The 18698-nt window shown below is 70.7% G+C and carries 16 protein-coding genes; 8 read left to right on the top strand and 8 right to left on the bottom strand.

All coding sequences use genetic code 11. The features are described from left to right. The first annotated feature begins 10 nt into the window (after positions 1–10). Positions 11–1417, top strand: a complete 1407-nt coding sequence (locus ACIBJG_RS16750) for an MFS transporter (protein ID WP_399308253.1) — start codon at positions 11–13, stop codon at positions 1415–1417. A gap of 112 nt (positions 1418–1529) precedes the next feature. Here the strand turns inward: ACIBJG_RS16750 and trxA are convergent, their stop codons facing one another. Both trxA and ACIBJG_RS16740 read right to left on the bottom strand, forming a co-directional pair. After that, positions 1530–1874 (bottom strand): thioredoxin, encoded by a 345-nt coding sequence (trxA, locus tag ACIBJG_RS16745; protein WP_399308252.1) that lies wholly within the window; start codon positions 1872–1874, stop codon positions 1530–1532. Next, the gene (locus tag ACIBJG_RS16740; protein ID WP_399308251.1) at positions 1871–2302 is read right to left on the bottom strand and encodes a MerR family transcriptional regulator; all 432 of its coding nucleotides are present in this window, start codon (positions 2300–2302) and stop codon (positions 1871–1873) included. The genes trxA and ACIBJG_RS16740 overlap by 4 nt, the downstream gene beginning before the upstream one ends. Before the next feature lie 181 nt (positions 2303–2483). Here ACIBJG_RS16740 and ACIBJG_RS16735 point away from each other — a divergent pair, with 181 nt between their 5' ends. After that, positions 2484–3956 (top strand): glycoside hydrolase family 16 protein, encoded by a 1473-nt coding sequence (locus tag ACIBJG_RS16735; RefSeq protein WP_399308250.1) that lies wholly within the window; start codon positions 2484–2486, stop codon positions 3954–3956. A 125-nt stretch (positions 3957–4081) separates the two neighbouring features. On the opposite strand, the gene ACIBJG_RS16730 is transcribed toward ACIBJG_RS16735, so the two are convergent. Then, a complete protein-coding gene (locus ACIBJG_RS16730) occupies positions 4082–5440 on the bottom strand; it encodes a cation:dicarboxylate symporter family transporter (protein ID WP_399308285.1) in 1359 nt (452 codons plus the stop codon). A gap of 136 nt (positions 5441–5576) precedes the next feature. Between ACIBJG_RS16730 and ACIBJG_RS16725 the strand changes: the two genes are divergently transcribed. From ACIBJG_RS16725 to ACIBJG_RS16715, 3 genes are all read left to right on the top strand, one after another. Beyond that, positions 5577–7244 (top strand): ATP-binding protein, encoded by a 1668-nt coding sequence (locus ACIBJG_RS16725; protein WP_399308249.1) that lies wholly within the window; start codon positions 5577–5579, stop codon positions 7242–7244. After that, the gene (locus ACIBJG_RS16720) at positions 7241–7915 is read left to right on the top strand and encodes a response regulator (protein WP_399308248.1); all 675 of its coding nucleotides are present in this window, start codon (positions 7241–7243) and stop codon (positions 7913–7915) included. Before ACIBJG_RS16725 ends, ACIBJG_RS16720 begins: the two co-directional genes overlap by 4 nt. 178 nt (positions 7916–8093) lie before the next feature. Continuing rightward, complete coding sequence (locus ACIBJG_RS16715; RefSeq protein WP_399308284.1) at positions 8094–8717, top strand: helix-turn-helix domain-containing protein; 624 nt, start codon at positions 8094–8096, stop codon at positions 8715–8717. Between the two features lie 222 nt (positions 8718–8939). Here the strand turns inward: ACIBJG_RS16715 and ACIBJG_RS16710 are convergent, their stop codons facing one another. The 3 genes from ACIBJG_RS16710 to ACIBJG_RS16700 all read right to left on the bottom strand — a co-directional run bounded on the left by ACIBJG_RS16710 (position 8940) and on the right by ACIBJG_RS16700 (position 11318). Continuing rightward, entirely contained in the window at positions 8940–9896 is a 957-nt protein-coding gene (locus ACIBJG_RS16710) for a hypothetical protein (protein ID WP_399308247.1), read from the bottom strand. A 176-nt stretch (positions 9897–10072) separates the two neighbouring features. After that, the gene (locus ACIBJG_RS16705; RefSeq protein WP_399308246.1) at positions 10073–10249 is read right to left on the bottom strand and encodes a hypothetical protein; all 177 of its coding nucleotides are present in this window, start codon (positions 10247–10249) and stop codon (positions 10073–10075) included. Between the two features lie 43 nt (positions 10250–10292). Beyond that, positions 10293–11318: an ATP-dependent 6-phosphofructokinase gene (locus tag ACIBJG_RS16700; protein ID WP_399308245.1), complete on the bottom strand. Its 1026-nt coding sequence runs from the start codon at positions 11316–11318 to the stop codon at positions 10293–10295. Positions 11319–11617: 299 nt separating this feature from the next. Here ACIBJG_RS16700 and pta point away from each other — a divergent pair, with 299 nt between their 5' ends. The 3 genes from pta to pyk all read left to right on the top strand — a co-directional run bounded on the left by pta (position 11618) and on the right by pyk (position 16439). Beyond that, on the top strand, positions 11618–13690 hold the full coding sequence (pta, locus tag ACIBJG_RS16695; RefSeq protein WP_399308244.1) for a phosphate acetyltransferase: 2073 nt from the start codon (positions 11618–11620) through the stop codon (positions 13688–13690). 8 nt (positions 13691–13698) lie between these two features. Continuing rightward, positions 13699–14934 carry an acetate kinase gene (locus ACIBJG_RS16690; RefSeq protein ID WP_399308243.1) on the top strand — a complete coding sequence of 412 codons (1236 nt, stop codon included), beginning with the start codon at positions 13699–13701 and terminating at the stop codon, positions 14932–14934. 74 nt (positions 14935–15008) lie between these two features. Next, entirely contained in the window at positions 15009–16439 is a 1431-nt protein-coding gene (gene pyk, locus ACIBJG_RS16685; protein ID WP_399308242.1) for a pyruvate kinase, read from the top strand. Positions 16440–16724: 285 nt separating this feature from the next. Here pyk and ACIBJG_RS16680 read toward each other — a convergent pair whose 3' ends face one another. Together ACIBJG_RS16680 and ACIBJG_RS16675 are read right to left on the bottom strand one after the other, a co-directional pair. Next, entirely contained in the window at positions 16725–18017 is a 1293-nt protein-coding gene (locus ACIBJG_RS16680) for a hypothetical protein (protein WP_399308241.1), read from the bottom strand. Next, complete coding sequence (locus ACIBJG_RS16675; RefSeq protein WP_399308240.1) at positions 18007–18621, bottom strand: DUF6114 domain-containing protein; 615 nt, start codon at positions 18619–18621, stop codon at positions 18007–18009. The genes ACIBJG_RS16680 and ACIBJG_RS16675 overlap by 11 nt, the downstream gene beginning before the upstream one ends. Positions 18622–18698: the final 77 nt, after the last annotated feature.

Raw genomic sequence — 18698 nt, 5'->3', positions numbered from 1 at the left:
ACGTAGACACATGCCCCACCACGAACCTTCCCGGCGCGCCCCCTCCTTGCTGCTTGCCGTTTCCGGTCAGACCCTGATCGCCGCCGCCGCGCCCCGCCATGGGCGGATTCACGCGAGCGCTGGGGAACCCGGTGAACGCCCGCCCGTGGCACGGAGCGGCGGGCTCTTCGCTCCGTACCGCCGCCTGTTCGTCGTCCCCGGCGCCCGCGCCTTCACCGCCGGTGCCCTCCTGGCCCGGCTGCCCATGGGCATGTTCAGCGTCAGCGCCGTGATCATGATCGCCGATGCGCGTGGTTCGTACGCACTGGCAGGAGCGGTCACTGCGGTGGGGCTCGCGGCCTCCGCGATGGCCGGGCCCTACCTGGCACGCCTCGTCGACCGTCACGGCCAGGCGCGGATCGCGGTACCCGCAGTCGCGATCTCCGTGTTCGCCTCGCTGGCGCTGCTCCTGTGCGTACGGTTCGATGCCCCTGTCTGGACGCTCTTCGTCACGTACGTCGCCACCGCCGCCACGCCTCCCACCGGGGGCATGGCCCGCGCACGCTGGGCTCATCTGTACAGGGACGATCCGCTTGCCCTGCACACCGCCACATCCTTCGAGCAGGCGGCCGACGAGTTCTGCTTCATGCTCGGGCCCGTGCTCGCGGCCTTGCTGTGCACCACGCTGTTCCCCGAGGCCGGCACGCTGACCGGAGCAGTGCTCCTGCTCATCGGCGTTCTCCTCTTCGCCGCGCAACACTCCACCGAACCTCCGGCGACACCCTCACGCACCACCGGAGCCCGCTCACCGGCCCGCTTGCCCGGGATGCCCGCCCTCCTCCTCACCTTCCTGGCCACCGGGGCGATATTCGGCTCGATGGAGGTCGTCACGCTCGCGTACGCGGACCATCGCGGCCAAGCATTCGCAGCGGGTCCCATCCTCGCTCTTCAAGCGCTCGGATCGTGCATCGCCGGACTTCTCTACGGGATGCGTCAGCCCACCGGACCGCTGAGATCCCGCTTCCTGATCTGCGTCGCAGCCATGGCCCTGCTGATGGGGCTTCCGCTGCTGGCCGTCTCCGTGTCGGGCTCCCTGGCCGTACTGGCATGCGCACTGCTGGCCGCCGGATCGGCCACCGCACCGACGATGGCGACAGGCATGACGATGATCCAACACCGCGTGGCGTCAGACCGGTTGACCGAAGGCATGGCGCTCGGGGTGACCGCGTTGCTGAGCGGTATCGCAGTCGGATCGGCCGGCGGTGGACTCCTTCTGGAGCACACAAGTGCGACGTTCGGCTACCTGCTCCCCGCCCTTGCCGCGCTACTCGCACTGCTCGTCGCAGTGGGCAGCGCGATGCGACAGGAGGTGGGCACCGAACCGCCTGAACCTCTCCCAAGTCCCTCGCAGCCGTTGATCGTTTCGCTGAAGCCGTGACGCGGGGCAGTCGGAGCGTGTGGGCTCAGGCCGAGAGTGCTTCGGGCGCAGCCGACCACGGATGGGGATCCGCAACGTGACGGTCGGTGCAGCGGTGCGTATACGCCCTGCGTCAGACCGCCGCCGGGAGCACGTCCTCCAGCTCCTGGAGCAGCCGCCGCTTGGGGCGGGCGCCCACCATCGACTTCACCGGTTCGCCGTTCTGGAAAACCATCAGGGTCGGCATGGACAGCACCGCGTAGCGGCCCGCGATCCCCGGGTTGTGGTCCACGTCGATCTGCACCACCTTGAGCCGGCCGGTCTCCTCCTGCGCGATCGCGCTGAGTACCGGGGCCAACTGGCGGCACGGGCCGCACCAGTCGGCGGTGAATTCGACCAGGACCGGCAGACCGGCTGCCAGGACCTCCCCGTCGAACGTCGTGTCGGTGACTTCTGCGACACCTTCTGCGTGGATCATCTCTCGTCCTCCCAGTTCAGACCGACCGGTCTCAGTTCACATCGTGGTTCGGGGCCGCCCGGCAGCTCGGCGGAAGCCTCCAGTTCGGCGCGGGCCAGCTGGGCACCCACCTCCGTGCGGACCGACTGCAGCTGGCCGATGAGGGCGTCCAGTTCGCCGAGCTTGCGCCGGTAGACAGCCAGCGAGGCCGGGCAGGAGTCGCCCGCCGGATGGCCGGCGCGCAGGCAGTCGACGAAGGGGCGGGTCTCCTCCAGGTCGAACCCGAAGTCCTGAAGGGTCCGGATCTGCTGGATCAGCCGCAGGTCGCCCTCGTCGTAGGTGCGGTAGCCGTTCTCCGCGCGGCGTGCGGGCAGCAGGCCCCGTGACTCGTAGTACCGCAGCGTCCGTGTCGTCGTCCCGGCGCGTTCGGCCAGTTCCCCGATTCGCATACCCCGACGGTAATCCTTGACGTCGGCGTCAAGGCAAGGCGTCCGGCCCCTTCCCGAAGCTGCGGCATCTTCGGGAAGTAAAGCGGCCGGAGCCATTGACGACCGGTCCGGGTGCAACTAAATAACTCTGAGAGCGCTCTCGTCGACAACCTTCCCGGCACCGTCCCCACCGGAGGTTCCTTTGCGTACGAGCCGCACCACCCCCCACAGGCGCACCACCGTCCTGGCCGCCTTCACGGCCCTCGCGCTCGCCCTCGCCGGGGCGGTCACCGTCGCCGGTTCCGGGCCCGCCCGCGGCGACGTACCGGCCACCCCCGGCTGGAACCTGGCATGGAGCGACGACTTCAACGGCGCGAACCGCAGTCTGCCGTCCTCCGCGAACTGGCAGATCGACACGGGTCACGGCTACGCCGGCGGCCCGGGCAACTGGGGCACCGGGGAGATCCAGGACTACACCGCCAGTCCCGACAACGTCAGCCTCGACGGCGGCGGCAACCTTCGCATCACCCCGCTCCGCGACGGCGCGGGCAACTGGACCTCGGGCCGCATCGAGACCAAGCGGGCCGACTTCAAGGCCCCGGCCGGCGGCACTCTGCGCATCGAGGGCCGCGTGCAGATGCCGAACGTCACCGGAAACGCGGCACTCGGCTACTGGCCGGCCTTCTGGGCGCTCGGCTCCCCCTACCGGGGCAACTACTGGAACTGGCCGGGCATCGGCGAGTTCGACATCATGGAGAACGTCAACGGGATCAACTCCGTCTGGGGCGTCCTGCACTGCGGAGTGAACCCGGGCGGTCCCTGCAACGAGACCACCGGCCTCGGCAACAGCCGCACCTGCCCCGGGGCGAGCTGCCAGTCCGCGTTCCACACCTACCGCTTCGAGTGGGACCGCGCCGTCACCCCGAACGCCCTGCGCTGGTACGTCGACGGCCAGCTCTTCCACAGCGTCACCCAGAACCAGCTGGACGCCACGACGTGGGCGAACATGACCGACCACGCCGGGTACTTCCTGCTGCTCAACCTCGCGATCGGCGGCGCCTTCCCGAACGCGCTCGGAGGCTCCACCCCGACCGCCGAGACCGTCCCGGGCCGGCCCATGCTGGTCGACTACGTCGGCGTCTGGACCAAGGGCGGCGGCGGAACCACCGAGCCGCCCACCGACCCACCCACGGATCCGCCGTCCGGCTCCTCGACCCTCGCCCTGCGCAGCGCCGGCGGTCTCGGGGCCACTCAGTCCACCGCCTCCTCGGTGACGGTCGCCTCGGCCGGGGGCAGCAACTACGACGGGGCCCCGCACAGTCCGCAGACCTTCACGGCCACCGGCATCACCCGGGCGTACGACGGCGGCTCGACCCAGTTCGACGTCTTCGCCGACTCGGGCACCACCATCGCCAACGGGCAGCAGGTGCGGGTGAGTTACGACCGGACGGGCGACGGGACCTGGGACCGCACGGAGACGTACGCCTACTTCGCCACCGATCCCGTCAACGGGTACGAGCACTACACACAGGCCAGGGGACTCAAGTCGTCCACCGGGAGCCACGGCAACCTGGCCAACGGCACGGTGAAGGTCGAGATCTGGAACGCCATCGGCAACGGCCCGAGCACGGTGGGCGTCGGTAACCAGTCCGTCGTCCACATCCCGTACGGCTGAGACGCGGAAGCCGCCCGACAAGGACCCGCCGGCCGAGACGCGCGGAAGCCGCCGGACAAGGACCGCCCGGACACACGAACGCGGCCGGTACGGGATTCCCGTACCGGCCGCGTCGTCGTGCTGTGTCAGACCTTCGCGAGCGAGGGCTGCTCCTCGCCGCCGTCCCTGGCCTCGGGGACGTGCGGCTCGGCGGGCCCCTCGTCCGCGAGCATGCTCTCGTCGAACGGGAGCGCCCCGGAGAGGACCTGGTCCACCCGGGCCCGGTCGATCTCCTTGGTCCAGGTGCCGACGAGCACCGTGGCCACCGCGTTGCCCGCGAAGTTCGTCAGGGCGCGGGCCTCGCTCATGAAGCGGTCGATGCCGACGATCAGGCCGACGCCGTCCACCAGCTCGGGGCGGTGCGACTGGAGGCCGCCCGCGAGGGTGGCGAGGCCGGCACCGGTGACGCCCGCCGCGCCCTTCGAAGCGATCACCATGAAGACCAGCAGCGAGATCTGCTCGCTGATGCTCAGCGGGTCGCCCGTCGCGTTGGCGATGAACAGCGAGGACATCGTGAGGTAGATCGCGGTGCCGTCGAGGTTGAAGGAGTAGCCGGTCGGCACAGTGATGCCGACGACGGGCTTGCTCACGCCCATGTGCTCCATCTTCGCGATGAGCCGCGGCAGCGCCGACTCGGACGAGGAGGTGGAGAGGATGAGCAGGAACTCCCGGCCCAGGTACTTCAGCAGGGAGAAGATGTTGAGCCCGGCCACCAGGCGCAGGATCGTGCCCAGGATCAGGAACACGAAGAGCGCGCAGGTGATGTAGAAGCCGATCATGATGACCGCGAGGGACTTCAGCGCGTCCACGCCGGTCTCGCCGACCACCGCGGCCATGGCGCCGAACGCACCGACCGGGGCCATCCACATGATCATGGCGAGGATGCGGAAGACGAGGCGCTGGATGTGGCCGATGCCGCGCAGGACCGGCTCACCCGCCGAACCCATGGCCTGGAGCGCGAAGCCCGCGAGCAGGGCGATGAGCAGGGTCTGGAGGACCTCGCCCGCGGTGAAGGCCGACACCATGGTGTCGGGGATGATGCCGAGCAGGAAGTCCGCGGTGGACTCACTGGCGCCCGAGACCTGCTTCTCGCCCGCGGCGCGGGTCGCCTCGGTGATGTGGAGGCTGGAGCCGGGCTCCAGGATGTTGCCGACGACCAGGCCGATGGCCAGGGCGACGGTCGACATCACCAGGAAGTAGCCGAGGGCCAGACCGCCGACGGCGCCGACCTTGGCGGCCTTGCGTACGGAGCCGACGCCCAGCACGATCGTGCAGAAGATGATCGGCGAGATCATCATCTTGATGAGGTTGACGAAGCCGGTACCGATCGGCTTCAGCTCGACGGCGGTGTCCGGAGCGACCAGGCCCACCAGAATGCCGAGCCCCACCGCCGCGATCACGGCGAGATACAGATATTTCGTACGGTCCCGCTTGGCGGTGGCCACTCCCACGGGGGTCTCCTCGGCTCGTCCTTGTCCCTCCCCCGTCCCTGGGGGCCCCGGTGACTATCCCGCCTCCTGTGACGCCGGTCACCCTTGTGTGCATTTCGTTCATATGTTTTCGGCCAGGCAGACTGGGGGGATGCGCTTCCCCCGTACCCGCCCGCGCAGCCTCGCGGGCCAGCTCTTCGCCATGCAGGTGGTGCTGGTCGCGGCCGTCGTGGCGGGGTGCGCCTTCTTCGCGTACGTCTCCGGCAGCGGTCAGGCCAAGGAGACCGCGACCCGGCAGGTGCGGACGGCCGCGCTGGCGATCGCCGGTTCGCCGTCGGTACTGGAGGCGATCCGCACCCCGGACCCGTCGGCCGTGCTCCAGCCGTACGCGGAGCAGGTCCGCAGGGACACCGGGATCGCCTTCGTCACCATCATGGATCCGCACCGGGTCCGCTGGACGCACCCGAAGCCCGAGCGGATCGGCGAGAACTTCCTCGGCCACACCGCGCAGGCGCTGCGCGGCGAGACGTTCTCGGAGACGTACACCGGCACGCTCGGCCCCTCGATACGGGTCGTCACGCCGGTCCGGGACGGCGACAGGATCGTCGGCCTCGTCAGCGCGGGCATCACGGTCGAGCGGGTCTCCTCGCAGGTACGGGCGCAGCTGGGGGCACTGGGTCTCGCGGCGGGCGCGGCGCTGGCGCTCGGCGGCCTCGGTACGTACGTGATCAACGCCCGGCTGCGGCGGCACACCCACGGGATGAACGCCGCCGAGCTGAGCCGGCTGCACGACTACCACGAGGCCACCCTGCACGCGGTGCGCGAGGGGCTGCTGATGCTCGACGGGCAGCGCAGGATCGCCCTGATCAACGACGCGGGCCGCGAGCTGCTGGGCCTGGCGCCCGGCACGGTCGGACGCCGGGTCGCCGAACTCGATCTGCCCGCACCGCTGACCGGGGCCCTGCTCTCCTCCGAGGAGCGGGTCGACGAGGTGCATCTGACGGCGGACCGGGTGATCGTGGTCAACACCCGCCCGGTGGTGGGCGGGGAGCGGCGCGGCACCGTCATCACCCTGCGCGATCACACGGAACTCCAGGCGCTGTCCGGCGAGCTGGACTCGGAGCGCGGGTTCACCCAGGCCTTGCGCTCGCAGGCGCACGAGGCGGCGAACCGGCTGCACACGGTGGTCTCGCTGATCGAGCTGGACCGCCAGGAGGAGGCGGTCGGCTTCGCCACGGCGGAACTCGAACTGGCCCAGGCCCTCACCGACCGGGTGGTGGGCGCGGTCGGCGAACCGGTGCTGGCGGCGCTGCTGCTCGGCAAGGCCGCGCAGGCGAACGAGCGCGGGGTGGAGCTGGTGCTGGCGGACGACAGCCTGATCGACGACGGGGCCCTGCCCGCGACGCTGCCGCAGCGCGATCTGGTGACCATCCTCGGCAATCTGATCGACAACGCGGTGGACGCGGCGTCGGAGGCGGTGACGGGTGCGGCGCCGGACGGCAGCGGCATCCCCGGCCCGCGTCCCGGCCCGCGCCCGGCCCGCGCCCGGGTCACCGTCACCGCGCTCGCCGGGGACGGGGAGCTCCTGCTGCGCGTCGCCGACAATGGTGCGGGCGTCGGACCGGCCAACGCCGCGGAGGTGTTCCGCCGCGGCTGGTCGACGCACGGCGCGGGCCGCGGGCTCGGCCTGGCGCTCGTCCGGCAGGCCGCGCACCGCAACGGCGGGGCCGTGGTGCTGGAACAGGGGCCGGACGGCGGCGCGGAGTTCACGGTACGGCTGCCGCTGGGCAGCGGTGCGCAGAAGGAGAGAACCCTGTGATCCAGGTACTGGTCGTCGAGGACGACCCCGTCGCCGCCGACGCCCATCAGCTGTACGTGGACCGCGTCCCGGGCTTCTCCGTGGCGGCCGTCGCGCACACCCGGGCCGAGGCGGTGCGGGCCCTGGACCGCGTCCCGGTCGACCTCCTGCTCCTCGACCTGTATCTGCCCGACGGCCACGGTCTGCAGCTCCTGCGTTCGCTGCGTGCGGCCGGGCACGGGGCCGATGTGATCGCGGTGACCTCGGCCCGCGATCTGGCCGTGGTGCGCGAGGGGGTCTCGCTGGGCGTCGTCCAGTACGTACTGAAGCCCTTCACCTTCGCCACGTTGCGCGACCGGCTCGTCCGCTACGCCGAGTTCCGTGGCGCGGCCGGCGAGGCGAGCGGCCAGGACGAGGTGGACCGCGCGCTGGCCACCCTGCGCACGCCGCAGCCCGCCCGCCTCCCCAAGGGCCTCAGCAGCCCGACCCTGGAGGCGGTGACCCGTGCGCTGCGGGCGGCCCCGGACGGCGTGACGGCGGCGGCGGCCGGGCTGGAGCTGGGCATCTCCCGGATCACGGCGCGCCGCTATCTGGAACACCTGGTGACGGCGGGCCGGGCGGTGCGCAGTCCGCAGTACGGACAGATCGGACGCCCGGAGCTGCACTACCGCTGGCTGGCGGAGGGGCGCTGAGCGGTTCCGCAGCCGGCCCCGGAAAAGGGCCGCCCGGCCGTCTGGACGTTCCTATGAGTCGTGTTCATGGTGTGAACACACCGTGGTCATACCGCCTCTGACCTCCTACGGTGGGGCCGTGCACACCACCCCACCTTTCAACGCCCCCGCCGCGCGAAGACTCCGCGAGGCCCTGGGTATGGCTCCCGGTCATGTCGCCTACGGCCTCGGCGCGCAGTACGGACTCCAGATCAGCGCCGAGACGGTCGCGGCCTGGGAGCGCGGCCTCGCCTCGCCCACCGAGTACGAACTCACGGCATTGGCAGGGGTGTTGTGGTGCGCCCCGCACGAACTCCTCACCGCCGCGCGCACGCTGCGCGAGCACCGGGTCGCCCGGGAGCTGACCCCGGAGGAGCTGGCGGGACAGCTCGGGATGTCCGCGTCCGCGTACCTGCGGATGGAGGAAGCGGGCCGGTGGCGGGGCAACGAACGTCAGTCCGCCGCCCTCAGCGAGGCGCTGGGGCTCGGCGCCGCCGCGTTCGTGACGGTCTCCGGACGGGACGAGGATCTGGCGGAACTGCTGCGCAGCGCGATGACGACCCGCTGGCAGGCGTACGTCAAGCCGGTGTCGAAACTCGTGCCTCTGGACCGCCCGCTGATCCAGGGCACGCTGGAGCGGCTGCACTCCGACTACCAGGCACTGATGGCGTCCACGCTCAGCTGGAACAGCACAGGCACGGACCGGGCGGGCGCCACCGGGGACGCCGGCCGGGCGTTCCTCGCGGGGATCGTGGAACGGTTCTGGGAAACGGCCGAGGCGTAGGGCGTGTTTCGAAAGTAGCGCCGTCCGCCCGGAGGGCGGGCCGGGCGGCGTCTGGTGCGTGCGATCGCAAGGCGCCGGGAAGTCCTCGTAGCGGAGCTACCAGGGCTTTTCGGCAACGCCGCGAGCAATGGGGTCTCCCCTGCTCGAGCGAAGCCGAGAGCTCGGGGAAGTGCCAGACGCCGCCCGGCAGGCGGGACTTTCGAAACACGCCCCAGTGGTCCGTCAGACGGTGTGCGCCGCGCCCCCGGCCCGCAGCCGGCCCTGGAGGACGGCGAAGGCCGTACAGCTGACGGGCAGGATCACAGCCGCGGTGACCAGGATGCCGACGACGACGGGGGCGAGGATGCCGGCGTAGTACGCGGCGAAGGAGTTGCCCGTGGCCTGTTCGACGAGGTCTCGTACGAGGGGCCGCAGCGGCAACGCGAGTTGTACGACCAGCCGGAGCACCCCGGCGGTGAGGGCAGCCAGCGGCAGCGCGAGGGCGAGGACGCGGACCGCTCCGGCACGCGTCCACGCCATCCCCCAGGAACGGCGCAGGGCCGCACGGGGGCCGAGGCCGTCAGCCGCGGCGGCCGGGGCGAGCGTCAGGGCGAGGCGCAGGAGCGCGGCGATGAACACGGCAGGCACCGGGGCTGCCTCGACGAGCGTGTAGGCCCACGATCCGCGTTCCAGGACCTGGTCCTCGGTGTCGATCTGATAGCCGGTGAGGCTGTGCGCCACGAAATGGACGAGCAGCGGCAGGGGCCACACGATCAGGCCGCGCAGCGCGTAGACGGCGAGCACCGGCCGCGGCCGCGGGGACGACCCGCGTGACCCCGCGGCAACCGCGCGCGAACACACACTCTGCAGCGCCGCGCCGGCGATGCCGAGGAGAAGCAGGAAGAGCGGGAGCGTCCAGAGGGCGACGCGCGCCAGGCCGGTGTGGTCGTGCAGGTAGGGGTCCTCCAGCTGGTGGTACCGGATGCGTTCGTTCCGCATGTGGGTGAAGACGGGCCAGGAAAGCGCGAATATGGCGGCCGTCATCAGGAGTCCGGCGACTCCGGTCAGGCCGACGACACGTGCCGTCGCGCCTCCCAGAACGCCGCGGTGCCGCCGCAGGACGGCGAAGGTCGTGGCGGCGATGCCGCGCTGCGGGCTCCCGCTCGTCGATGGCGCCTTGCGGTCGTGCTGTGTGCGCATGGGGACGAGCCTTCTGTACGTTCCGGATCCGTTCGTTCCCCGCAAGGACGCCGAGCGGACCCGGCACGGTTCTCCGGACGAGCCCGGCCTGGCCGGCGGGGAACAGCGAGCGGGCCCCGGCCGTCCCGCATGGGACTGCCGGAGCCCGCTGGTCGCCCCACCGTGCCGGTGCCGGGTCAGAAGACCGACTCGGCGTCGCGGCCGGGCAGGAAGACCGATTCGGCCTCGTAGCCGGGCCAGAAGACCGACTCGGCCTCGTAGCCGGGCCAGAAGACCGACTCGGCCTCGTAGCCGGGCCAGAAGACCGACTCGGCCTCGTAGCCGGGCCAGAAGGCCGACTCGGCCTCACTCACCCGGGCGGTCAGAAGACCGACTCGGCCTCGTGCATCCGGGCGGTCAGAAGACCGATTCGGCCTCGTGCATCCGGGCCAGGGGCACGGTCTTGAGCTGGGTGACCGCGTCGGCCAGCGGCACCATCTCGATGTCGTTGCCGCGCAGGGCCGTCATGCGGCCGAAGTCGCCCCGGTGCGCCGCCTCCACCGCATGCCAGCCGAAGCGGGTGGCGAGCACCCGGTCGTACGCGGTCGGCGTGCCGCCGCGCTGGACGTGGCCGAGGATGACCGGCCGGGCCTCCTTGCCGAGCCGGGTCTCCAGCTCGACGGCGAGGCGGTTACCGATGCCCTGGAAGCGCTCGTGGCCGAACTGGTCGATCGCGCCCTTGGCGTACGGCATGGAGCCCTCGGCCGGGTGTGCGCCCTCGGCGACGCAGATGACCGCGAACTTCTTGCCGCGTGCGAAGCGTTCCTCGACCATCTTGACCAGGTCCTCGACCTGGAACTTCCGCTCGGGCAGGCAGATGCCGTGCGCGCCGCCGGCCATGCCGGACTCCAGCGCGATCCAGCCCGCGTGGCGGCCCATCACCTCGACGACCATGACGCGCTGGTGGGACTCGGCGGTGGTCTTCAGCCGGTCTATGGCCTCGGTGGCGACGCCCACCGCGGTGTCGAAGCCGAAGGTGCGGTCGGTGGCCGAGATGTCGTTGTCGATGGTCTTCGGGACGCCGACGACGGGCATGCCGGCGTCGGACAGCATCCGGGCGGCCGTGAGGGTGCCCTCGCCGCCGATCGGGATCAGTGCGTCCATGCCGTAACGGCGGCTCAGCTCGGCGCAGTTCTCGGCGGCTTCGCGGAGCCGGTCGCGCTCCAGGCGGGCGGAGCCGAGGATGGTGCCGCCGCGGGCGAGGATGCCGCTGACGGCGTTGAGGTCGAGGGGGCGGAAGTGGCCGTCGAGGAGGCCCTTGAACCCGTCCTCGAATCCGATGACCTCATCGCCGTGGCCCACCACGGCACGGTGCACGACCGAGCGGATCACTGCGTTGAGGCCTGGGCAGTCGCCGCCTGCGGTGAGAACTCCGATGCGCATCGTGCTGTATCTCCTGTCCGCCGGACAGGCCCTGGGGGCCCGCCCTGCTGCCGTGCGGGCCGGGGCAACGGCGTCATCCCCCCGTACCGTGAGTCACGACGATTGTCCCACGTCAGGTCCGTACCTCGCGCTTCCGGCTGCTCCATGGGCGGCAGGACCGGTCGTGGCGGCGGCCCGGACGGCTACGACCAGGGGCTTTCGTCCGGCGGGCGGCCCCTCGGTCCCCGCAGGTATCGTCAAACAGGCGATACGCCTCGAACCGGACACCATGCCGGACAAGAGATGACGGGAGAGCACGCGTGACGCGCAGCGTGTACGTGACCGGGATCGACCGGGGAGACGGCCGCCAGGTCGTCGATCTGGGAGTCATGGAGCTACTGACGCGTCAGGTGGACCGGGTCGGGGTGTTCCGGCCCCTGGTCCACGACGACCCCGACCGGCTCTTCGAACTGCTGCGGGCCCGCTACCGGCTCTCCCAGGACCCGGGGACCGTATACGGCCTCGACTACCACCAGGCCTCCGCGATCCAGGCCGAGCAGGGTACGGACGAACTGGTCTCCCGGCTCGTCGAGCGCTTCCACCGGGTGGCCGCCGCGTACGAGGTGGTGCTGGTCCTCGGCACCGACTTCGCGGCCACGCAGCTCCCCGACGAGCTGGCCCTGAACGCCCGGCTCGCCAACGAGTTCGGCGCCTCGGTGATCGCGGTGGTCGGCGGTCAGGACCAGGACGCGGAGTCCGTGCGGGCCGAGACCCGCAACGCGTACCGCGCGTACGCCGGGCTCGGGTGCGACGTCCTCGCGATGATCGTGAACCGGGTGGCCTCCGCGGACCGCGAGGGCATCGCGGACCGGCTCTCGGCCACGCTGCCGGTGCCGTGCTCGGTGCTGCCCGACGACCCGGCCCTCTCGGCGCCGACGGTCGCGCAGATCACCGCGGCGCTGGACGGCACGGTGCTGCTCGGCGACGACGCGGGGCTGGCGCGGGACGCGCTGGACTTCGTGTTCGGCGGCGCGATGCTGCCGAACCTGCTGAAGGCCCTGACGCCGGGGTGCCTCGTGGTGACCCCCGGCGACCGGTCCGACCTGGTGGTCGGCTCGCTGGCCGCGCACAGCGCCGGGACGCCACCCATCGCGGGCCTACTGCTGACGCTGAACGAGCGGCCGGGCGAGGAGATACTCAAGCTGGCCGCACGGCTCGCACCGGGCACCCCGGTGGTCTCCGTGGCAGCCGGCTCCTTCCCCACCGCCGGAGAGCTCTTCGCCCTGGAGGGCAAGCTGAACGCGGCGACACCGCGCAAGGCCGAGACGGCCCTGGGACTCTTCGAGCGACATGTCGACACGGCCGCACTCCTCGACCGGATCTCGGTCGCCCGCAGCGGCCGGGTCACGCCGATGATGTTCGAGCACGAACTGCTGGAGCAGGCCCGCGCGGACCGGCGCCGGGTGGTGCTGCCCGAGGGCACCGAGGAACGGGTGCTGCGCGCCGCCGACGTACTGATGCGGCGCGACGTCTGCGACCTCACGCTGCTCGGCGACCCCGACGTCATCCGCAAGAAGGCCGCCGACCTCGGCATCGACCTGGCGAGCACCCAGCTCATCGACCCGCAGACCTCCGAGCTGCGCCAGACCTTCGCGGAGCGGTACGCGCAACTGCGCGCCCACCGCGGGGTGACGGTCGAGCTCGCGTACGACGTCGTCTCGGACGTCAACTACTTCGGCACCCTGATGGTCCAGGAGGGCCTGGCGGACGGCATGGTCTCCGGGGCCGTGCACTCGACGGCGGCGACGATCCGCCCCGCGTTCGAGATCATCAAGACCAAGCCGGACGCCTCGATCGTCTCGTCCGTCTTCTTCATGTGCCTCGCCGACAAGGTCCTGGTGTACGGCGACTGCGCGGTCAACCCGGACCCGAACGCGGAGCAGCTCGCGGACATCGCCGTGCAGTCCGCGGTCACCGCCGCCCGCTTCGGCGTGGAGCCCCGGATCGCGATGCTCTCGTACTCGACCGGGACCTCGGGGTCGGGTGCCGACGTCGACAAGGTCCGCGAGGCGACGGACCGGGTGCGGGCGAGCCGCCCGGACCTGATGATCGAGGGCCCGATCCAGTACGACGCCGCGGTGGAGCCGAGCGTCGCCGCGACGAAGCTGCCCGGATCCGAGGTGGCGGGCCAGGCGACGGTCCTGATCTTCCCGGACCTGAACACCGGCAACAACACGTACAAGGCCGTGCAGCGCTCGGCGGGCGCGGTGGCCGTCGGCCCGGTCCTCCAGGGGCTGCGCAAGCCCGTCAACGACCTGTCCCGGGGCGCACTCGTCCAGGACATCGTCAATACCGTGGCCATTACGGCGATCCAGGCACAGGGCGAGGAGTGACCCGCACCATGACCACCACCGAAGGTGCCGCAGCAGGTACGGGCCCGAGCCGGGTGCTCGTCCTCAACTCAGGCTCCTCCTCCGTGAAGTACCAGCTCCTCGACATGCGTGACCGCACCCGGCTCGCTTCGGGCCTGGTCGAGCGGATCGGCGAGGAGACCTCACGCCTCGTCCACACCCCGCTGGCCGGCGGCGGCGAGAGCCGGGAGCGCAACGGCCGGATCGCGGACCACGACGCGGCGCTCAGGGCGGCCGCCGAGGAGCTGGCCGCCGACGGGCTCGGCCTGGACTCCCCCGAACTGGCGGCGATCGGCCACCGGGTGGTGCACGGCGGGCTGCGGTTCACCGAGCCGACCGTGATCACGGACGAGGTACTCAAGGAGATCGAGCGCCTGGTGCCGGTGGCGCCGCTGCACAACCCGGCGAACATCACCGGCATCCGCACCGCCCAGTCACTGCGCCCCGACCTGCCGCAGGTGGCGGTCTTCGACACGGCGTTCCACACGACGATGCCGGAGTACGCGGCGCGGTACGCGATCGACGTGGAGACGGCCGACGCCCACCGGATCCGCCGCTACGGATTCCACGGCACCTCGCACGCGTACGTCTCCCGGAAGGCGGCGGAGCTGCTGGGCAGCGCCCCCGAGGACGTCAACGTCATCGTGCTGCACCTGGGCAACGGCGCCTCCGCCTCGGCGGTGGCGGGCGGCCGGTGCGTGGAGACGTCAATGGGACTGACCCCCTTGGAGGGGCTGGTCATGGGTACGCGTTCCGGAGACATCGATCCGGCGGTCACCTTCCACCTCAAGCGGGTGGCGGGCATGTCGGCCGACGAGATCGATGAACTTCTCAACAAGAAGAGCGGTCTGGTCGGCCTCTGCGGCGACAACGACATGCGGGAGATCAGGCGCCGGGTCGACGAGGGCGACGAGCGGGCCGCGCTCGCCTTCGACATCTACGTGCACCGGCTGAAGAAGTACATCGGCGCCTATTCGGCGGTGCTCGGCCGGGTGGACGCCGTGGTGTTCACGGCGGGGGTCGGTGAGAACTCGGCTCCGGTACGGGAGGCTGCCATCGCGGGTCTGGAGGAGCTCGGCCTCGTGGTGGACGCGGATCTCAACGCCGTACGGTCCGGCGAACCGCGGCTGATCTCGCCGAATTACGCACGGGTGGCGGTCGCCGTCGTGCCGACGGACGAGGAGCTGGAGATCGCCGGCCAGACCTTCGCACTGGTCGACAACTGAGCACCCCCGCGCCCCTTTGTATCTTCCACCAGACGGAATATTCCGCAGCGAAACAAACCGATAGGATCCGCCTCATGCGCCGTTCCAAAATCGTCTGCACCCTCGGTCCCGCCGTCGACTCCCATGAGCAGCTCGTCGCTCTGATCGAGGCCGGCATGAGCGTGGCCCGATTCAACTTCAGTCACGGTTCCCACGCGGAGCACCAGGGTCGTTACGACCGGGTCCGCAAGGCCGCCGCCGAGACCGGCCGGGCGGTCGGCGTGCTCGCCGACCTCCAGGGCCCGAAGATCCGCCTGGCGAAGTTCGCCGAGGGTCCGGTCGAACTGGTCCGCGGGGACGAGTTCGTCATCACCGCCGAGGACGTCCCCGGCGACAAGTCGATCTGCGGCACGACCTACAAGGGTCTGCCCGGTGACGTCGCCAAGGGCGACCCGATCCTGATCAACGACGGCAACGTCGAGCTGAAGGTCGTCTCCGTGGACGGCCCCCGCGTCCACACCATCGTCATCGAGGGCGGGGTGATCTCCGACCACAAGGGGATCAACCTGCCGGGCGCGGCGGTCAACGTCCCGGCCCTGTCCGAGAAGGACATCGACGACCTCCGCTTCGCCCTGAAGATGGGCTGCGACCTGGTCGCGCTCTCCTTCGTGCGGGACGCGAGCGACGTCAAGGACGTCCACAAGGTCATGGACGAGGAGGGCCGCCGGGTCCCCGTCATCGCCAAGGTCGAGAAGCCGCAGGCCGTCGAGAACATGGAGGGCATCGTCGCGGCGTTCGACGGCGTGATGGTCGCCCGTGGCGACCTCGCCGTCGAGTACCCGCTGGAGAAGGTCCCGATGGTGCAGAAGCGCCTGGTGGAGCTCTGCCGGCGCAACGCCAAGCCGGTGATCGTGGCGACCCAGATGATGGAGTCGATGATCACCAACTCGCGCCCGACCCGCGCCGAGGCGTCCGACGTCGCCAACGCGATCCTGGACGGCGCGGACGCGGTCATGCTGTCCGCCGAGTCCTCGGTGGGCGCGTACCCGATCGAGACGGTCAAGACGATGTCGAAGATCGTCGTCGCCGCCGAGGAGGAGTTGCTCTCCAAGGGCCTCCAGCCGCTGGTGCCGGGCAAGAAGCCCCGCACCCAGGGCGGTTCGGTGGCCCGCGCGGCCTGCGAGATCGCGGACTTCCTGAACGGTGAGGCGCTGGTCGCCTTCACCAAGTCCGGCGACACCGCCCGCCGCCTGTCCCGCTATCGCGCCGCCCAGCCCATCCTGGCCTTCACCACGGACGAGTCGACCCGCAACCAGCTGGCCCTCAGCTGGGGCGTCGAGGCCTACGTGGTCCCGCACGTGGACACCACGGACGCGATGGTGGACCTGGTCGACTCGGAGCTGCTGAAGCTGAACCGCTACAGCAACGGCGACACCATGGTCATCACGGCCGGCTCGCCTCCCGGCGTCCCCGGCACGACCAACATGGTGCGCGTGCACCACGTGGGCGGCCAGGTCCGCGACTGACCTCACAGCGGTCCCGCACGACGTGGCGCACGAGGGCGGTGTCCCGGTACAGGATGTACCGGGACACCGCCCTCGGCGATTGCCGATTCTTCCCCCGAACGCGTCGATGCTCACGGGCGCGTAACCGAATTCACCCTCGACCGTGATGTCCACGGGGTACGACGGGGTGTCGTGGCTGTCGCGCCGCTCGCTCCCGTGGGACACAACGGCTGTGGGCCGCATCCCCTTGATGAGGGAGGTGCGGCCCACAGCCGTTGTGCGGCTCCCGAACGGGGTCGGGCTGCCTCAGGCGGCGTCCTTGGTGAAGTAGTTGTGCAGACCCGGCACCGTCAGCGTCCCGCCGAACTGGCCCGCCTGCTTCAGCTTCACGTTGGTGAAGAACGCGAACGGCACGTTCAGCGGCGGCGGGGTCTCCGGGCTGAAGGTGATCGGGATGAGGCCGAAGAGGTTGCCCTTCAGCTCCTCCGTGTACATCGTCACCTCGCCGTCGCGGATGGTGGACGTGGAGCCCTTCCGCGCCTGCACGTGACCGGTCACGCCCGGCATCGGGCCGACGGTCATCTGGTGGAGGTCCTTGATGTCGATGGAGGAGGCGGTGAACTTCAGCACCTTCTTCGTGGTGCCGTCGCCCTTCTCCACCTCGACTATGCCCTTGTAGTCGAGCCCGACCAGGGTGAGTAGCGAACTCTCCAGGACCCACGGGTCGTTCGGGAGACGGGGGATGCCCTGCTCCAGATCGGCCGCGGCCAGCGCCTTCGGGTCGGCGGTCGGGCACGGGAAGGAGGGCTTGGCGCCGTCCGGTATGTCCTCGTCCGTCTTCGGGTCGAGTCCCTTGACGTCCTCGTCGAGCTCCTTGACCGGCTTGCCGGCCTTGTCCGCCGCGTCACGGATGGCGTCGGCAGTCTTGTCGACCGTGTCCTTCGCCGCGTCCGTGACCTTCTCGACGGGCTTGTCGGCGGCCTTGTCCGTGGGCTCCGCGGTGGCGGACTTCGAGGGCTCGGGGGTCGCCGTGGTGGCGCTCGGGGACGGGCTCGCCGTCTCCTTGTCCGGCCCGTCGAAGAGGTCCTTGAGCGCGTCGCCGACTCCCAGCGGGTCGAGCGGGTTCGTCGACTTCGTCGGGGTGGGACTCGCCGTCGCGGCAGGCGTGTCGGCGCTCTTCTTGGCCGTGTCGGACTTCGCCTCGTCCGTAGCGCTCGCCGACGGGGTGGCCGTGGGCTTCGGAGTCGCCTCGTCGCTCTTGTCCGGCGCGGGCTTGCTGCTCTCGGAGGCCGACGGGGACGGCGTCTTCGACGCCGAGGGCGACGGATCCGCCGACTCGCTCGGCTCGTCGGAGCGGGTCACACAGGGGCCGGGCGCGAACGGGATGTCGGTGGCGTCGTCGGCCATCGCGAGCTTGGGCGTGAGACCCATCCCGACGAAGACCGCTGTCGGCATCGCCGCGAGCGCGAACGCCTTCTTGCCGGAGGGCATGTGCAGCTTCGTCAGCAGCGACTTCCTGGGGGCGGCGTGGCGCGGCCCTCTTCGCTCGTCGAGCCCGCCCTCGTCCACGGTGTTCACCTGCCTGTCGTCACCCCGCACGGTGCCTCCCGCCGTCGGCTTCGGCTGTCGTGTCGTACTGCGCCTGCTGCTGCGCGGGGACACCCACCCCGTGGAGCGCACCTTCGGGATGGACCGGGGCCTGCTCGTCCTTCGCGAACGAGATGCCGTCCGGCATTTCCGCGCCGAGGAGTTCCGGCTCCTCCTCGCCGAGAAGGCCCTGGTCCGGTACGGCCTCGTCCGTCTTCGGCTCGCCCGGGGCCCAGGACGCGGAGAGCGCGCCACCGATCAGGGAGAACAGGAAGCCGACGAGGAAACCGCCGATGTTGGCGACGGGTATGGAGATCAGCGCCAGCAGAATCGAGGCGACACCGGCGAACACCCGGACAATGCTGTGGAACCACATCGTCAGGCCCAGCGTGATGAGCAGGACTCCGATGATGAGCGACCCGGCGCCCGCGGTGGTGGACATGGCCAGCGTCACGTTGCCGAGGTGCATGTTCGCGTACGGGAAGTACGCGATGGGTACTCCGCCCAGCATGGTGAACAGGCCCGCCCAGAACGGCCGGTTACCCCGCCACGTACGGAACGTCCGCCGGAAGACGCTGAGGTAGTGCTCGTTCTGCCCTTGGGATTCGGGGCTCATGGAAAACAGCTCCCTGGAACCGGTACTGCCGTGAGAAAGAGAAGGGTGGGTGGCCGGAAGGCAATGCGTCCCCCGGC

Source organism: Streptomyces sp. NPDC050422 (assembly GCF_044458665.1).
Taxonomy (GTDB): Bacteria; Actinomycetota; Actinomycetes; order Streptomycetales; family Streptomycetaceae; genus Streptomyces.
This window is presented reverse-complemented; position numbering and strand designations above follow the sequence as displayed.